This window comes from Pseudomonas sp. A0308 (genome assembly GCF_044218815.1).
Taxonomy (GTDB): domain Bacteria; phylum Pseudomonadota; class Gammaproteobacteria; order Pseudomonadales; family Pseudomonadaceae; genus Aquipseudomonas; species Aquipseudomonas iridis.
On sequence record NZ_CP162581.1, the window covers coordinates 5,479,724 to 5,495,179 of the forward strand.

At 58.1% G+C, this 15,456-nt stretch carries 13 protein-coding genes; 9 read left to right on the forward strand and 4 right to left on the reverse strand.

What is annotated here, in order from left to right; genetic code table 11:
* Nucleotides 1-112 precede the first annotated feature (112 nt).
* The gene (locus AB4P92_RS25405) at nt 113-2,041 is read right to left on the reverse strand and encodes a transglycosylase SLT domain-containing protein (protein ID WP_047302248.1); all 1,929 of its coding nucleotides are present in this window, start codon (nt 2,039-2,041) and stop codon (nt 113-115) included.
* A gap of 214 nt (nt 2,042-2,255) precedes the next feature.
* Here AB4P92_RS25405 and AB4P92_RS25410 point away from each other — a divergent pair, with 214 nt between their 5' ends.
* Complete coding sequence (locus AB4P92_RS25410; protein WP_395598344.1) at nt 2,256-4,172, forward strand: ATP-binding cassette domain-containing protein; 1,917 nt, start codon at nt 2,256-2,258, stop codon at nt 4,170-4,172.
* Between the two features lie 120 nt (nt 4,173-4,292).
* Here AB4P92_RS25410 and AB4P92_RS25415 read toward each other — a convergent pair whose 3' ends face one another.
* Nucleotides 4,293-4,730: a universal stress protein gene (locus AB4P92_RS25415; RefSeq protein WP_042560173.1), complete on the reverse strand. Its 438-nt coding sequence runs from the start codon at nt 4,728-4,730 to the stop codon at nt 4,293-4,295.
* Between the two features lie 103 nt (nt 4,731-4,833).
* On the opposite strand from AB4P92_RS25415, the gene AB4P92_RS25420 reads away from it, so the two are divergent.
* The 7 genes from AB4P92_RS25420 to AB4P92_RS25450 all read left to right on the forward strand — a co-directional run bounded on the left by AB4P92_RS25420 (nt 4,834) and on the right by AB4P92_RS25450 (nt 13,242).
* Nucleotides 4,834-5,271 (forward strand): hypothetical protein, encoded by a 438-nt coding sequence (locus AB4P92_RS25420; protein WP_395598345.1) that lies wholly within the window; start codon nt 4,834-4,836, stop codon nt 5,269-5,271.
* A gap of 527 nt (nt 5,272-5,798) precedes the next feature.
* Complete coding sequence (fadB, locus tag AB4P92_RS25425; RefSeq protein WP_042560171.1) at nt 5,799-7,946, forward strand: fatty acid oxidation complex subunit alpha FadB; 2,148 nt, start codon at nt 5,799-5,801, stop codon at nt 7,944-7,946.
* 32 nt (nt 7,947-7,978) lie between these two features.
* Nucleotides 7,979-9,154 carry an acetyl-CoA C-acyltransferase FadA gene (fadA, locus tag AB4P92_RS25430; protein ID WP_042560170.1) on the forward strand — a complete coding sequence of 392 codons (1,176 nt, stop codon included), beginning with the start codon at nt 7,979-7,981 and terminating at the stop codon, nt 9,152-9,154.
* Between the two features lie 98 nt (nt 9,155-9,252).
* Nucleotides 9,253-9,489: a DUF1653 domain-containing protein gene (locus tag AB4P92_RS25435; RefSeq protein ID WP_042560169.1), complete on the forward strand. Its 237-nt coding sequence runs from the start codon at nt 9,253-9,255 to the stop codon at nt 9,487-9,489.
* 114 nt (nt 9,490-9,603) lie between these two features.
* Nucleotides 9,604-12,234 (forward strand): type I DNA topoisomerase, encoded by a 2,631-nt coding sequence (gene topA, locus AB4P92_RS25440; protein WP_042560168.1) that lies wholly within the window; start codon nt 9,604-9,606, stop codon nt 12,232-12,234.
* Between the two features lie 143 nt (nt 12,235-12,377).
* Entirely contained in the window at nt 12,378-12,902 is a 525-nt protein-coding gene (locus AB4P92_RS25445; protein WP_042560167.1) for a DUF6586 family protein, read from the forward strand.
* 106 nt (nt 12,903-13,008) lie between these two features.
* The gene (locus tag AB4P92_RS25450; RefSeq protein WP_042562149.1) at nt 13,009-13,242 is read left to right on the forward strand and encodes a hypothetical protein; all 234 of its coding nucleotides are present in this window, start codon (nt 13,009-13,011) and stop codon (nt 13,240-13,242) included.
* Nucleotides 13,243-13,339: 97 nt separating this feature from the next.
* Here AB4P92_RS25450 and sulA read toward each other — a convergent pair whose 3' ends face one another.
* Nucleotides 13,340-13,813: an SOS-induced cell division inhibitor SulA gene (sulA, locus tag AB4P92_RS25455; RefSeq protein ID WP_042560166.1), complete on the reverse strand. Its 474-nt coding sequence runs from the start codon at nt 13,811-13,813 to the stop codon at nt 13,340-13,342.
* A 10-nt stretch (nt 13,814-13,823) separates the two neighbouring features.
* Nucleotides 13,824-14,432 carry a transcriptional repressor LexA gene (gene lexA / locus AB4P92_RS25460; protein WP_042560165.1) on the reverse strand — a complete coding sequence of 203 codons (609 nt, stop codon included), beginning with the start codon at nt 14,430-14,432 and terminating at the stop codon, nt 13,824-13,826.
* A 229-nt stretch (nt 14,433-14,661) separates the two neighbouring features.
* Here lexA and AB4P92_RS25465 point away from each other — a divergent pair, with 229 nt between their 5' ends.
* Nucleotides 14,662-15,369, forward strand: coding sequence for a TetR/AcrR family transcriptional regulator (locus AB4P92_RS25465; protein WP_042560164.1), 708 nt, complete (start codon nt 14,662-14,664; stop codon nt 15,367-15,369).
* Nucleotides 15,370-15,456 lie beyond the last annotated feature (87 nt).

The following is a 15,456-nucleotide window of genomic DNA, read 5'->3' on the forward strand; positions in this document are numbered from 1 at the left end:
CAGGTTGCGACCTTTTGATCTTTGCAAGTTACAAAAAATGCCCGTATCTCGCGATACGGGCATTTTTTATTACTCGGCGTTAGCCTGCTGATCACTGATCACTGATCACTGATCACTGATCATCGAAATAGCGTTCATGCCAATCCACCAGCGGTTGTGGCGAGTTGAGTTTCTGGCCGTAGATCACCGAATAGGACAGCACGTTCTGTACGTACTGGCGCGTTTCGTCGAACGGGATGCTTTCCACCCACACGTCGAAGCTCAGGTGATCGGCGCCGCGCAGCCATTGACGCACGCGTCCCGGGCCGGCGTTATAGGCGGCGGAGGCGAGGACACGGTTGCCATTGAACTGGCTGTGCACCTGGCTCAGGTAAGCGGCGCCGAGCTGGATGTTCTTGTCCGGGTTCAGCACTTGCTGCGGCGAGGCCAGGGGGATGTTGAACTTGCGCGAAGTTTCCTTGGCGGTGCCGGGCATCAGTTGCATCAGGCCGCTGGCGCCAACGCCGGAGCGGGCGTCGTCCATGAACGCACTTTCCTGACGGGTGATGGCGAACACCCAGCTCGAATGCAGACCACGAACCTTGGCCTCACGCACCAGGGTATCGCGGTGGGCCATCGGGAAACGGATGTCCAGATCGTCCCAGTATTGCGCCTGACTGATGGTGCGGATCGCCGGGAAATACCACTTCAGGTCGTAGGCCAGTTTGGCCTGGGCAACCATTTCGTCGCGGTTGAAGTGACGGCTGACGTGGTACCACTCGCGGCGTCCGTCGACGATCTGCCCGCGTGCATGGAACTCAAGTGCGCGGCGCACGCCGGGCGTGTTGCGTACCTTGTTGATCAGCGCCTGGCTAAGCACCAGCGGTTTATTGTTCAGCGAGTAAGGAGATTGCGAACGGTCAGCGGCGAGGAAGCCGTAGAAATCACGCTCGCGCGAAAGATTTTTGTACAGGGTCTGCGCTTCCGGGTTCTGCGGTTGCGCCAGCTCAAGACTGCGCGCCTGCCAGTAACGCCAGCGGTTGGTGGTGGCCAGATCCTGCGGCAGACGGCGGGTCAATTGATAAGCATCGTCCCAGCGCGCCAGACGAAGAAGCAGGCGCAGGCGCCATTCGGAGACGGTGTTGTCACGCAGTTCCGGGTCGTATTTGGTCATCACGTCCAGTGCGCGGCTGTCGAAGCGGCGGGCCAGCGTCAGGCCGATTTCCCGGGCGATCGCGACTTTCTCATCACGGGAGAAATGCATGCTGCTGGCGTATCCGTCGAGCAGCGCCATGGCTTTGTCCGGATCCTGACGGGCGAGGCGGCGCAGGCCGAGGCTGACCACATCGGACATCGGCTCATCGGCCGGAGTAAAACGCGACGGCTGGTTGAGCAGTTCGGGTTTCTGCGCCACATCCACCAACAGGCGACCACGGGGGGCGAGGGTGGTCAGGCCGTTGATCAGACTGTTGGCCAGCGGATAGTTGCGCGCCTGGGCGGCAAGCTTGGTGCGCTCCCAGCGCTTCTGTTCGGTCAGTTGACCCTCGGCGGCCCACATGCCGAACAGTGCATCGCACGCGGCGGGTTGCGACTTGCCGGTCAGCCAGAGCTTTTCGGTAGCGGCGTAACCCTCGGTCTTTTTGTTGTGGCTGATCTGATACTGCGCGTTCAGGCAGTCCAGTTCGGTGAAATTGAGCTTGGGATCGTAATACTTGACGAAGGTCGCCCAGTCACCGCGATCGGCCAGCCAGCGCAACCAGCGCAGCTTCATCCAGTTGGCCTGGGGCAGGTCACCGTGCTCGGCGAGGAATTTCTCTATTTCCGCATTGCTGGCGCTTTTCAGGCGTGCGGTCAGCTCGTCGTAAGCAAGATACGGCTCGAGGGGGTAATCGGCCAGCGCCTGGCTATAGCGCATATACGGGCCGGTATCGCCCTTGGCCAACGCGCGTTTGGCTTCATCGTAATACTGACGCTGGGTGGACAGGTCCACCGCCTGGGCGGATTGAACGGCAGCGGCGGAGAGTAGCAAACAGGACAAAACACTGAAGAGGCGACTGCGCATGAGACATCCGGGCAGAGAAATCATGACAAGTGCCGACATCAATCAGCACTGAATTATCTGTAGCTTAGCCTTTTGCCGGCGAGCGGCGAAAGCTTTGCGGGCCTTGCAGCACAAGTTCGCAACAAATGTTGTGCAGAGTGCTTCGACAGACAAATTGCCGGCCTGCTGAAGCCTCAAGTCAGGTAGAATGCGCCCCCGGTTTTTGGAGAAGCTCATGACCCTGCTCAAATTCAGCGATGTGTCCCTTGCGTTCGGCGCTATGCCGTTGTTGGACAAGGTGTCCTGGCAGATCGCCCGTGGTGAGCGGGTGTGCATCATCGGCCGCAACGGCACTGGCAAGTCCAGCATGATGAAACTGGTCAAGGGCGACCAGAAGCCTGATGACGGCTCGGTGTGGCGTGCCCCCGGTCTGAAAATCGGCGAACTGCCGCAAGAATTGCCTGTGGCCGACGAGCGGACAGTATTCGACGTGGTGGCTGAAGGCCTCGACGGCGTTGGCGCATTGCTCGCCGAATACCATCACTTGAGCCAGAACATCGTTACCGATGCTGATCTGGACAAGCTCATGCACGTTCAGCACGACCTCGAAGCCCGTGATGGCTGGCGCTTGCAGACCCTGGTCGACAGCACCCTCAGCCGCCTGCAACTGCCGGCCGACAAGACCCTCGCCGAGTTGTCCGGTGGCTGGCGTCGTCGCGTGCTGCTGGCGCAGGCGCTGGTGTCCGAGCCGGATCTGCTGCTGCTCGACGAGCCAACCAACCACCTGGACATCGGTGCGATTGCCTGGCTTGAAGAAGCGCTGAAAGATTTCCAGGGCGCCGTGTTGTTCATCACGCACGACCGTTCCTTCTTGCAAAACCTCGCCACGCGCATCCTGGAACTGGATCGCGGCGGCCTGATCGACTGGAACGGCGACTACGCCAGCTTCCTCGTGCACAAAGAAGCCGAGCTCGCTGCCGAAGCCACTGCCAACGCGCTGTTCGACAAGCGTCTGGCCCAGGAAGAAGTGTGGATCCGTCAGGGCATCAAGGCCCGTCGTACCCGTAACGAAGGTCGCGTGCGCGCCCTGAAAGCCCTGCGCGTTGAGCGCAGCGAGCGTCGTGAGCGTACCGGCAAGGCCAACATTCAGCTGGACACCGCCGACAAGTCCGGCAAGCAGGTGATGGTGCTCGAGAACGTGAGCTTTGCTCATCCGGGCGGCCCGTTCCTGATCAAGGATTTCTCGATGGTTCTGCAGCGCGGCGACCGTATCGGTCTGCTTGGCGCCAACGGTACCGGCAAGACTACCCTGTTGAAGCTGATGCTCAACGGCTTGCAGCCAACCAGCGGCAAAGTGGAAGAGGGGACGCGGATCGACGTGGCGTACTTCGACCAGTTGCGCCATCAGCTGGATCTGGAAAAAACCGTAATCGACAACGTCGCCGAAGGTCGTGACTTTATCGATATCGACGGTCAGAGCCGTCACGTACTGAGCTACCTCGGTGACTTCCTGTTCAGCCCGCAGCGTGCTCGCACGCCGGTCAAGGCGCTGTCGGGTGGTGAGCGTGCGCGTCTGTTGCTGGCCAAGCTGTTCAGCAAGCCAGCGAACCTGCTGGTACTCGACGAACCGACCAACGACCTGGACGTGGAAACCCTCGAGCTGCTTGAAGAAGTGCTGCTGACGTTCAACGGCACTGTGCTGATGGTCAGCCACGACCGGGCATTCCTCGACAACGTGGTCACCAGCACCCTGGTCTTCGAAGGTGAAGGCAAGGTGCGGGAATACGTCGGCGGTTATCAGGACTGGATCCGTCAGGGCGGCTCGCCGCGTCTGTTAGGCGTGACCGAGAGCAAATCGGGCAAAGCTGACCTGAACTCGGCAGTGGTTACTGCTGAGCCGGCCGCTGCTGCGCCAGTTGCTGCTCCGGCCGCCAAGAAGAAGCTGAGCTACAAGCTGCAGCGCGAGCTGGAAGCGTTGCCGGGCGATATCGATGCCAAGGAGCAGCAGATCGCTGCCGTTGAGGCTGAAATGGCCTACAGCGGTTTCTATCAGCGTCCTGCGGCAGAGACTGCCAAGGTCATTGCCTCGCTTGAGCAATTGCAGGCGGAACTGGAAGCGTTGGTAGAGCGTTGGGCCGAGCTGGATGCCTGATTGCTTCAGCCATTAAAAAGCCCGGCCTCATTCGCGTGAGGCCGGGCTTTTTGCAGGAGCTGCCGAAGGCTGTGATCTTTTGATCTGCAAGACCGCAGCCTTCGGCCGCTCCTGCAGGATTTAGCGTTTGACCAGATGCACCGCCAGCACATCGCAAGGCGCGCCGTGCAGCACATCATTGGCTGTCGAGCCCAGCAATAGCGCCAGACCATGACGGCCATGGCTGCCGACCACGATCAGATCGCATTGCTGTTCCTTGGCGAAGTGATGGATTTCCTGGCGCGGCTGGCCGTAGGTCAAGTGGCAATTGGCGCCTTCAAGCTCGGTGTACTTGAGCTTAAGGCGCTCAAGGCGTTCCTTGGCCTGATCGAACTGCTGCTGTTGCAGTTGTGACAGGTCCATCGGTACGTCGCCGCCAAAAGCCATGGCCATCGGTTCGACGATATGCACCAGCGACAGCTTGGCGCCGTTGCTCACCGACAGCTCGCGGGCGCGGTGGATGACGGGGTCGCACTCTTCAGTCAGATCTACGGCGACCAGGATGTGGTGGTAGGGCATGAGGCGCTCCTCGTGAGGGTTCAATATTGGTAAGTATGGCTGGTTTCAAGCGCATTGGTTCCGAAGTGAAGCAATGGGCTCATCAGAAAACGGGAGTACAGATATGACGGTCTGGATAGTGGTGTCAATCCTGTTGGTGGTATTGAGCCCACTGGCATGGTTGCGCCCATCGCGCGCGCAGAGCGGTCGAATCGCTCTGCGCATGGAGGCGCGTCGTATTGGCCTGGCCATGCAACTGGCGCCTCAGGAGTGGCCGCACTGGCTGTCGCAAGAGCCGCCGGATCCGTGCGCGCAATACCATCGACCGCGTCGCGGTAATCAGCCGGCATGCTGGACCTACTGGCAAAAATCGCCAGGCGTGTGGGTCAATCAGTGGCAGGAAGTCTGCGAAGATCGGGTGCTGCTCAATCATTTCGAAAAGTTGCCAGGCAACGTCTTCAAGATCGAAGCGGATAAGCAGATGATCGCCTTGTACTGGGGCGAGAAGGGCGAAGCCACGGTTTTGCTGGATATCGACGCCACTCTGAAAGCGCTGGCGTGACTCGCGGATTTTTCGCACTGCAACGGTGCGAAACGTCCGGCAGACGAGCAATAAAAAGCCCGACATGATTCATCGGGCGGGTTGGCCAGGCAGGCCGGAAACTTTATGACCGCTGACCCAGGCTTCAAACGGGCAGCGCATTTATCTATCGTCCCGTGAGCGTAGACTTTTAAACCGGGCTCGCTACGAATTAGGGCGACTTTTCTAACTATTGATCCTATGAATGGCTTCACATGCAGACGCGTGTTGTGGATCTGCGTGGTACGGAAATGACCGCAAAGTCGCATTCCAACCCGCATTTTGGGCGATTGACAATTGTTGGAAATTCCGTGAAGGTGACGTACCCAAATCAAACGGGCGTATGAATTGAGCGTTTGTCTTACAGACTGCTCCTACAGAATCCCGACTATCGCGTTGGCGGGTGTGCCGGGTGGATTGGTGTCAGCATCGACGAAAAAGCGTCCTGCCTAGCCATTCGCCTGCGTCCGACGTGTACTGTTCAGCTTCCATATCGTGGAGATCAGTTGATGATTTACGAAGGTAAAGCCATCACGGTTAAAGCTCTTGAAAGTGGCATCGTCGAATTGAAATTCGACCTCAAGGGTGAGTCCGTCAACAAGTTCAACCGTCTAACCCTGAACGAACTGCGTCAGGCCGTAGACACCATCAAGGCAGATGCTTCGATCAAGGGCGTGATCGTCAGCAGTGGCAAAGACGTGTTCATCGTCGGCGCCGACATCACCGAATTTGTCGAGAACTTCAAGCTGCCGGATGCGGAGCTCGTTGCTGGCAATCTCGAAGCCAACAAGATCTTCAGCGATTTCGAAGACCTCAACGTTCCGACTGTCGCCGCGATCAATGGCATCGCCCTGGGTGGCGGTCTGGAAATGTGCCTGGCGGCTGACTATCGAGTCATGTCCACCAATGCCAAGATCGGTCTGCCGGAAGTCAAACTGGGCATCTACCCAGGCTTCGGCGGCACCGTACGTCTGCCGCGCCTGATCGGTGCCGACAACGCCATCGAGTGGATTGCCTCCGGCAAGGAAAACCGTCCGGAAGACGCGCTGAAAGTTAGCGCAGTCGATGCCGTGGTTGCTCCAGAGAAACTGCAGGAAGCTGCCCTTGAACTGATCAAGCGCGCCATTTCCGGCGAGTTCGACTACAAGGCCAAGCGTCAGCCGAAGCTGGAAAAGCTCAAGCTGAACGCTATCGAACAAATGATGGCTTTCGAAACCGCCAAAGGTTTCGTCGCCGGTCAGGCTGGCCCGAACTATCCGGCGCCGGTTGAAGCGATCAAGACCATCCAGAAAGCTGCAAACTTCGGTCGCGACAAGGCGCTGGAAGTTGAAGCCGCCGGTTTCGTCAAACTGGCCAAGACCTCTGCCGCGCAGAGCTTGATTGGTTTGTTCCTGAACGATCAGGAACTGAAGAAAAAGGCCAAGGCCTACGACGAAATCGCCAAAGACGTGAAGCAGGCCGCTGTATTGGGCGCCGGCATCATGGGTGGCGGTATCGCTTATCAGTCGGCCTCCAAAGGCACGCCGATCCTGATGAAGGACATCAACGAGCACGGTATCGAGCAGGGTCTGGCCGAAGCCGCCAAGCTGCTGGTTGGCCGCGTTGATAAAGGTCGCATGACCCCTGCGAAAATGGCTGAAGTGCTCAACGGCATTCGTCCGACCCTGTCCTACGGTGATTTCGGTCACGTCGATCTGGTCGTTGAAGCTGTGGTCGAGAACCCGAAGGTCAAGCAAGCCGTATTGGCCGAAGTTGAAGACAAGGTCAAAGAGGACACCATCCTCGCGTCCAACACTTCGACCATTTCCATCAGCCTGTTGGCCAAGGCCCTCAAGCGTCCGGAAAACTTCGTCGGCATGCACTTCTTCAACCCGGTGCACATGATGCCGCTGGTGGAAGTGATCCGTGGCGAGAAGTCCAGCGAGCTGGCTGTTGCCACCACCGTTGCCTACGCCAAGAAAATGGGCAAGAACCCGATCGTCGTCAACGACTGCCCGGGCTTCCTGGTCAACCGCGTACTGTTCCCGTACTTCGGCGGTTTCGCCAAACTGGTCAGCGCCGGTGTGGACTTCGTCCGTATCGACAAGGTCATGGAAAAATTCGGCTGGCCGATGGGCCCGGCATACCTGATGGACGTGGTCGGCATCGACACCGGTCACCACGGTCGTGACGTCATGGCGGAAGGCTTCCCGGATCGCATGAAAGATGACCGCCGCTCGGCCATTGACGTGCTTTACGAAGCCAAGCGTCTGGGTCAGAAAAACGGCAAGGGCTTCTACGCCTACGAGACCGACAAGAAGGGCAAGCAGAAGAAAGTTGCCGATCCGTCGGTACTGGAAGTGCTCAAGCCGATCGTTTACGAGCAGCGCGAAGTCACTGACGAAGACATCATCAACTGGATGATGATCCCGCTCTGCCTGGAAACCGTGCGTTGCCTGGAAGACGGCATCGTTGAAACCGCCGCTGAAGCCGACATGGGTCTGGTCTACGGTATCGGTTTCCCTCCATTCCGTGGCGGTGCGCTGCGCTACATCGATTCGATCGGTGTTGCCGAGTTCGTTGCCCTGGCTGACCAGTACGCTGATTTGGGCGCGCTGTACCACCCGACCGCGAAACTGCGTGAAATGGCCAAAACCGGCCAACGGTTCTTCGGTTAAGCGTCCCAACTTTTGAGCGAGAGTGAAATTTTATGAGCTTGAATCCAAGAGACGTCGTGATTGTCGACTTCGGTCGTACTCCGATGGGCCGCTCCAAGGGCGGCATGCACCGCAACACCCGCGCCGAAGACATGTCGGCGCACCTGATCAGCAAATTGCTGGAACGCAACGTCAAGGTTGATCCGAACGAAGTCGAAGACGTGATCTGGGGCTGCGTCAACCAGACCCTGGAGCAGGGCTGGAACATCGCGCGCATGGCGTCGCTGATGACCCAGATCCCGCACACGGCTGCCGGTCAGACTGTCAGCCGCCTGTGTGGCTCGTCGATGAGCGCGCTGCACACGGCTGCGCAAGCGATCATGACCGGTAACGGTGACGTGTTCGTCGTTGGCGGCGTCGAGCATATGGGGCACGTGAGCATGATGCACGGTGTCGATCCGAACCCGCACATGTCGCTGTACGCGGCGAAAGCCTCGGGCATGATGGGCCTGACCGCTGAAATGCTCGGCAAAATGCACGGCATCACTCGCGAACAGCAGGACGCCTTTGGCGTGCGCTCCCACCAGCTCGCCCACAAGGCGACTCTGGAAGGCAAGTTCAAAGACGAAATCATCCCGATGCAGGGTTATGACGAGAACGGTTTCCTGAAACTGTTCGACTACGACGAAACCATTCGTCCGGAAACCACCCTGGAAAGTCTGGCGGCCCTCAAGCCGGCGTTCAATCCGAAGGGCGGCACCGTGACGGCCGGTACTTCGTCGCAGATCACCGATGGTGCCTCGTGCATGATCGTGATGTCGGCTCAGCGTGCGCAGGACCTGGGTATCCAGCCGATGGCGGTGATCCGTTCGATGGCAGTGGCGGGTGTGGATCCGGCAATCATGGGCTATGGTCCAGTTCCGGCAACACAAAAAGCCCTGAAGCGTGCGGGCCTTGGCATCAACGATATCGACTTCTTCGAGCTCAACGAAGCTTTCGCCGCACAGGCTCTGCCAGTGCTGAAAGATCTGAAAGTGCTCGACAAGATGAACGAGAAGGTTAACCTGCACGGCGGCGCGATCGCCCTGGGTCACCCGTTCGGTTGCTCCGGTGCTCGGATTTCCGGCACTTTGCTGAACGTGATGAAGCAGAATAGCGGCACCTTCGGGGTGGCCACTATGTGCATTGGTCTCGGCCAAGGCATCTCCACCGTCTTCGAACGCGTTTAAGCGTCTCGTCGATGGAAGCCGGGGCCAAGTGCCCCGGTTTTTGTTTTTGTGGATTTATTTTGTTTTTATTTTGAAAAAAATTGAGGGAGGGCCAAACCATGCCGATACAACCTGGGCTCTACCAGCATTACAAAGGTCCGCAGTACCGCGTTTTCAATGTCGCGCGGCATTCCGAGACGGAAGAAGAAGTGGTGTTTTACCAAGCCCTGTATGGCGATTACGGCTTTTGGGTGCGTCCCCTGAGCATGTTTCTGGAATCCGTCGAGGTTGACGGCGAGCAGGTCCCACGCTTTGCTTTGGTGCAAGCCGAACCGAGCCTGTTTTCCAAGGCATAAGGGGAGTGCGCGCAATACCCTGCGCTTGACCTCACCTTGTATCAACTATATATAGCGGTGCCGCGTCAGGCGCCAACCGCCTTTCACTTCTAGAATTCAGGAATTTTCTGATCCATGGGCAAATCGCTGGTCATTGTGGAATCCCCGGCTAAGGCCAAGACCATCAACAAGTATCTGGGCAACCAATACGTGGTGAAGTCGAGTATCGGCCATATCCGAGACCTGCCCACCAGCGGTTCGGCTAGCGCCAGCAAAGAGCCAGCCGCCAAGCGCGGCAAGGCTGCCGCAGGCGAAGGTCCGGTGCTCACGCCGAAAGAGAAAGCGCGCAAGCAGCTGGTCTCGCGTATGGGTGTCGATCCCGATCATGGCTGGAAGGCCAAGTACGAGATCCTCCCGGGCAAAGAGAAGGTCATCGAAGAGCTGCGCCGGCTCGCCAAGGATGCTGACACCATCTATCTCGCAACCGACTTGGATCGCGAGGGGGAAGCCATTGCATGGCACCTGCGCGAAGCCATCGGTGGTGACGACAGCCGCTACAAGCGCGTGGTGTTCAACGAAATCACCAAAAAGGCGATTCAGGAAGCCTTCTCCAAGCCAGGCGAGCTGGACATCGATCGTGTCAACGCTCAGCAGGCGCGTCGTTTCCTCGACCGCGTTGTGGGCTACATGGTCTCGCCGCTGCTGTGGGCCAAGATCGCCCGCGGCCTGTCCGCTGGTCGTGTGCAATCGGTCGCCGTGAAACTGGTGGTTGAGCGTGAGCGTGAAATTCGCGCGTTCAACCCGGAAGAGTACTGGGAAGTGCATGCCGATCTCGGCAGCGCCAAAGGCTCGACCGTACGTTTCGAAGTAGCGCGTGAAAAGGGCGAAGCCTTCAAGCCGCTCAACGAAGCCCAGGCCATGGCCGCGCTGGAGAAACTCAAGTCCTCCAGCTACAGCATCGTCAAGCGCGAAGACAAACCGACCAGCAGCAAGCCGTCGGCGCCGTTCATCACGTCCACCCTGCAGCAGGCGGCGAGTAACCGTCTGGGCTTCGGCGTGAAGAAAACCATGATGATGGCCCAGCGTCTGTACGAAGCCGGCTACATCACTTATATGCGTACCGACTCGACCAACCTCTCGGCAGACGCCGTGACGATGGCACGTGCTTACATCGAAGATGAGTTCGGCAAGAAGTATCTGCCGGAAACGCCGAACGTCTATAGCAGCAAGGAAGGCGCACAAGAGGCTCACGAAGCCATTCGTCCCTCCGACGCCAACACCATTCCAAGCAAGCTGGCGGGTATGGAGCGCGATGCTGAGCGTCTCTATGAGCTGATCTGGCGTCAGTTCCTGGCTTGCCAGATGCTACCGGCGCAATACCTGTCGACGACTGTCAGCGTCGGTGCTGGTGATTTCGAGCTGCGCGCCAAGGGTCGTATCCTGAAGTTTGACGGTTACACCCGCGTAATGCCGCAGATTGCCAAACCTGGCGATGACGACGTTCTGCCCGATATGGCGCAGGGCGACGTGATGAAGCTGATCAAGCTTGATCCGACCCAGCACTTCACCAAGCCGCCGGCGCGTTACTCGGAAGCCAGCCTGGTTAAAGAAATGGAAAAACGCGGTATCGGTCGTCCTTCGACTTACGCTGCGATCATTTCGACTATCCAGGATCGCGGTTACGTGACCCTGCACAACCGTCGTTTCTATTCGGAAAAGATGGGCGACATCGTTACCGAACGTCTGTCGGAGAGCTTCTCGAACCTCATGGACTACGGCTTCACTGCCGGCATGGAAGAGAACCTCGATGACGTGGCTCAGGGCGAGCGCGACTGGAAGAACGTGCTGGATGAGTTCTACGGCGACTTCAAAAAGAAACTCGAAGTAGCCGAGAACCCGGAAAGCGGCATGCGTGCCAACCAGCCGGTCATGACCGACATTCCGTGCACCACTTGCGGCCGTCCGATGCAGATCCGTACCGCATCGACCGGCGTGTTCCTCGGTTGCTCGGGCTACAGCCTGCCGCCGAAAGAACGCTGCAAGGCCACCGTCAACCTGGTGCCGGGCGACGAAATCGCTGCGGACGACGAAGGTGAGTCGGAGTCGCTGGTGTTGCGTGGCAAGCATCGCTGCCCGATCTGCAGCACGGCGATGGACGCTTACCTGCTCGACGAGAAGCGCAAGCTGCACATCTGCGGTAACAACCCGGATTGCGCCGGCTACGAAATCGAAGAGGGCAGTTATCGCATCAAGGGCTACGAAGGTCCGAGCCTGGAATGCGACAAGTGCGGCAGCGAGATGCAGCTCAAGACCGGCCGTTTCGGCAAGTTCTTTGGCTGCACCAATCCGACCTGCAAAAACACCCGCAAACTGCTGAAGAGCGGTGACGCGGCGCCGCCGAAGATGGATCCGGTGAAGATGCCTGAGCTGAAATGCGAAAAGGTCAACGACACCTACATCCTGCGCGATGGTGCGTCCGGCCTGTTCCTGGCGGCCAGTCAGTTCCCGAAAAACCGCGAGACCCGTGCTCCGCTGGTGATCGAGATTCTTCCGCACAAGGATGAAATCGATCCGAAGTATCACTTCCTGTGCGAAGCACCGCAGAAGGATCCTGATGGCCTGCCAGCGGTGATCCGCTACAGCCGCAAGACCAAGGAGCAATACGTGCAGACCGAAGTCGACGGCAAGCCAACTGGCTGGAAGGCGTACTTCGACGGTGGCAAGTGGACTGTTGAAGACAAGCGCTCGAAGGCCAAGGCTGAGTAAGCGTTAATCTGATACTGAAAGGCCGCATGAGAACCCTCGGGTTTTCATGCGGCCTTTTTGTTTTGTGCTTGCGGTGTGATCAGTTGATCCACGACACTGTCCGGTCTGTGTGAAGCAATTATTTCGTTGTGGAGGCTGCCATCATGGCCCACGAACTCTATACCCGCACCAATCAGAAAATCTATTTCGCCGGCCTGTCGCTGGAAGCCTTGGCTCGAGCTGAAGAAGGGCGGGCGATGAATTCTCTGGCGCTGATTCAGGCTGGACGTGAATCGGCGTTGTTCCACCTCTATGGCGCGCTATTGGGACTGTGTCATGAAATTGCCGGGTTCTATCGCCTGCCTCAGGCGAGTGCACCACGGGCCGAGATGCTGTTGACACGTGAAGTGCTCGAGTCGATCGCGATTCCGGAACTGGCGGAAATGGTTGAACTGGCAACCAATCCGGAGACCTGGCTGGCAGAATTGCTGGCCGCGCATTCGGCATTGTTCCAGCCGCCTCGCGTGCCACACAAGCCCAAGGGCGATGTGACACAGCCGTTGATTCAGGCTGTTAATCTGGATGAAGAAGAGGCTCCGCAAGAGTTGAGCCGTGAAGAACTTGAGAGTTGGCGGCAGAACCTCAAGAGCCTGGCTATTCGTTTTCGCGAAGGTTTGAACGAATGCTGACGATGATTGACACGGTGGCAATCTGAAACATGCTGCTGGTCAAGATCACGAGCGAAGCCTGAATGATGTCTATATAATGCCTGCCTTTCGTGGAGAACAGACCTATATGCCAACGTCCTTTCTAGAAATTGTCGAGTTACCCGACGGCCGAATCGAACTGCGCAGGGCTGAGGACGAGGGTTCTCTGGTGACTCTGGATTTCTCCGAGGACGCCAAGACATTCCTGCAGGGTCAGCACGTGGAAATCGCAAAAGCGATGTTGAGCGTTGGCGTGCAGATGGCAGGCCGAATGATCGAAGGTGAGTTTGAAAAAGATGAGGGGTCTCGGGTTCTTCATTGATTCCCGACGGCTTTTTGATTTTGTCACTACCGCTTCAGATCGGCTTCTCTATCCCTGGAGAAGCCCTGCGCTTCACACAGCGCTTTTAGCTTGTCAATCAACCCAATCGAATGTTCAAACTCTGAGCGTCGCCCGTGCGTGCAGCGCTGATCAACAGTTGCCGTGAACTTGTGTTCAGCGGGTTGAGCCAGGTGACGACTGTGTGGCTGCGGCCCAGACGCAAGGCTTCGCAAGCGAGTTGTTGAGCACTTTGAGTGCCTCTCGGTTGCAACAGCAGGATGCGCTCTCGATTCAGGCCAGCATCGCGCAGCCATGTTTGGGTAAGGCTGGCAGGTGGCGCAATCAGCGTCAGCCAGCGTGCGTCCAGATCGTCGCTGAGCTCACGAAGGATCGGCGCCAGCAGATTCAGGCAGTTCCCGGCGGCACCACGCAGTGACAGCTCACTGAATACTTCGGGTTCAGTATTCCAGGGGCGCTCGACCACGTCTTTCAGGATCGGCGCCATCGGTTGCGCCATGAACGCTTCGAATAACGGCAGTTGTGTTTGCTGAGGTGTGTGTGGGAACTGCATAAAGCCTCCTTTAGCGGCGGATTACGCCGACACTCAAGCCTTCGATCACCAGTTCCTGATCTTTCAGGTCAACTTCGATAGGGGCGAACTCGGGGTTTTCGGCCATCAGCCAGACCTTGCTGCCTTCGCGCTTGAAGCGTTTTACGGTCACTTCATCGCCGATGCGGGCAACGACGACCTGGCCATTACGCGCTTCGCGGGTGGTGTGAACCGCCAGAAGGTCGCCGTCGAAAATACCGATGTCCTTCATGCTCATGCCGTGCACCCGCAGCAGATAGTCCGCACGAGGGTGGAAGAACGCTGGATTGATATTGCAAGACTCTTCGATGTGCTGCTGGGCAAGGATTGGCGCGCCGGCAGCCACCCGGCCGATGATTGGCAGGGTAGAGTCGTCGGCCTTGGCTTCGAAGCCAGGGATGCGAATGCCGCGAGAGGCGCCGGGCGTCATCTCGATGGCACCCTTGCGGGCTAGTGCCTTGAGGTGTTCTTCCGCCGCGTTGGGCGACTTGAACCCTAATTCCTGAGCGATTTCCGCGCGGGTTGGCGGATAGCCATTGTCTTCGAGGCAACGTTTGATGAAGGCCAGAATCTCGGCTTGGCGTGGCGTCAGCTTTAGCATATTGATCGCTCTGTTTTTTTATACAGTGACTGGGATTATATACAGTGAAGCGGTCTTGGCAATGCCCGTTTTTTTGCAAGCCGCCAGACGGTCAGTGGACGTGCTTATTAATGCGTCGTCCTTGTGTGGTTAAATAGCTGACTGACCATTCCCAAAACGAACCGACAGGCTTGACAAGACACAGGCTGAAACGTATGTTTCAAACAAGTGTTTGTCAGGCGGAGTAGCCATGGCCCAGTCGGAAACCGTTGAACGCATTCTTGATGCTGCCGAGCAGTTGTTCGCGGAGAAAGGTTTCGCTGAAACCTCATTGCGTTTGATCACCAGCAAGGCTTGCGTCAACCTGGCTGCGGTCAACTATCATTTCGGCTCCAAGAAAGCGCTGATTCAGGCGGTGTTCTCGCGCTTCCTCGGGCCTTTCTGCGCCAGTCTCGATAAAGAGCTGGAGCGCCGTCAGGCCAAACCTGAAAACAAGCCGACCCTCGAAGAGCTGCTGGAAATTCTCGTCGAACAAGCCCTCGTGGTTCAGCCTCGCAGCGGTAACGACCTGTCGATCTTCATGCGTCTGCTCGGCCTCGCGTTCAGCCAAAGCCAGGGTCACCTGCGCCGTTACCTGGAAGACATGTACGGCAAGGTGTTCCGTCGCTACATGCTGCTGGTCAACGAGGCGGCACCTAACATTCCCCCGATTGAATTGTTCTGGCGCGTGCACTTCATGCTCGGTGCCGCCGCGTTCAGCATGTCCGGCATCAAGGCGTTGCGCGCGATTGCCGAGACGGATTTCGGCGTCAATACCTCCATCGAGCAGGTCATGCGCCTGATGGTGCCGTTCCTCGCTGCGGGTATGCGCGCTGATACCGGCGTAACCGACGCTGCCATGGCCACTGCGCAATTGCGCCCGCGCAGCAAATCAACGCCGGTGGCCGCCAAGGTTTAACCGCGCACGGGTGGGCGCGGCAGCTTGTATCCGCTAAGCTAGCCGCCCATGCCGACTCTCGTTCTGAATCCGTTCTCTATCGATATC

Coding starts and splice junctions, on each gene's coding strand:
- AB4P92_RS25465 (WP_042560164.1), top strand. CDS start 14,662: ATGGCCCAGTCGGAAACCGTTGAACGCATTCTTGATGCTGCCGAGCAG.
- AB4P92_RS25405 (WP_047302248.1), bottom strand. CDS start 2,041: ATGCGCAGTCGCCTCTTCAGTGTTTTGTCCTGTTTGCTACTCTCCGCC.
- AB4P92_RS25445 (WP_042560167.1), top strand. CDS start 12,378: ATGGCCCACGAACTCTATACCCGCACCAATCAGAAAATCTATTTCGCC.
- fadB (WP_042560171.1), top strand. CDS start 5,799: ATGATTTACGAAGGTAAAGCCATCACGGTTAAAGCTCTTGAAAGTGGC.
- fadA (WP_042560170.1), top strand. CDS start 7,979: ATGAGCTTGAATCCAAGAGACGTCGTGATTGTCGACTTCGGTCGTACT.
- lexA (WP_042560165.1), bottom strand. CDS start 14,432: ATGCTAAAGCTGACGCCACGCCAAGCCGAGATTCTGGCCTTCATCAAA.
- AB4P92_RS25410 (WP_395598344.1), top strand. CDS start 2,256: ATGACCCTGCTCAAATTCAGCGATGTGTCCCTTGCGTTCGGCGCTATG.
- AB4P92_RS25415 (WP_042560173.1), bottom strand. CDS start 4,730: ATGCCCTACCACCACATCCTGGTCGCCGTAGATCTGACTGAAGAGTGC.
- topA (WP_042560168.1), top strand. CDS start 9,604: ATGGGCAAATCGCTGGTCATTGTGGAATCCCCGGCTAAGGCCAAGACC.
- sulA (WP_042560166.1), bottom strand. CDS start 13,813: ATGCAGTTCCCACACACACCTCAGCAAACACAACTGCCGTTATTCGAA.
- AB4P92_RS25435 (WP_042560169.1), top strand. CDS start 9,253: ATGCCGATACAACCTGGGCTCTACCAGCATTACAAAGGTCCGCAGTAC.
- AB4P92_RS25420 (WP_395598345.1), top strand. CDS start 4,834: ATGACGGTCTGGATAGTGGTGTCAATCCTGTTGGTGGTATTGAGCCCA.
- AB4P92_RS25450 (WP_042562149.1), top strand. CDS start 13,009: ATGCCAACGTCCTTTCTAGAAATTGTCGAGTTACCCGACGGCCGAATC.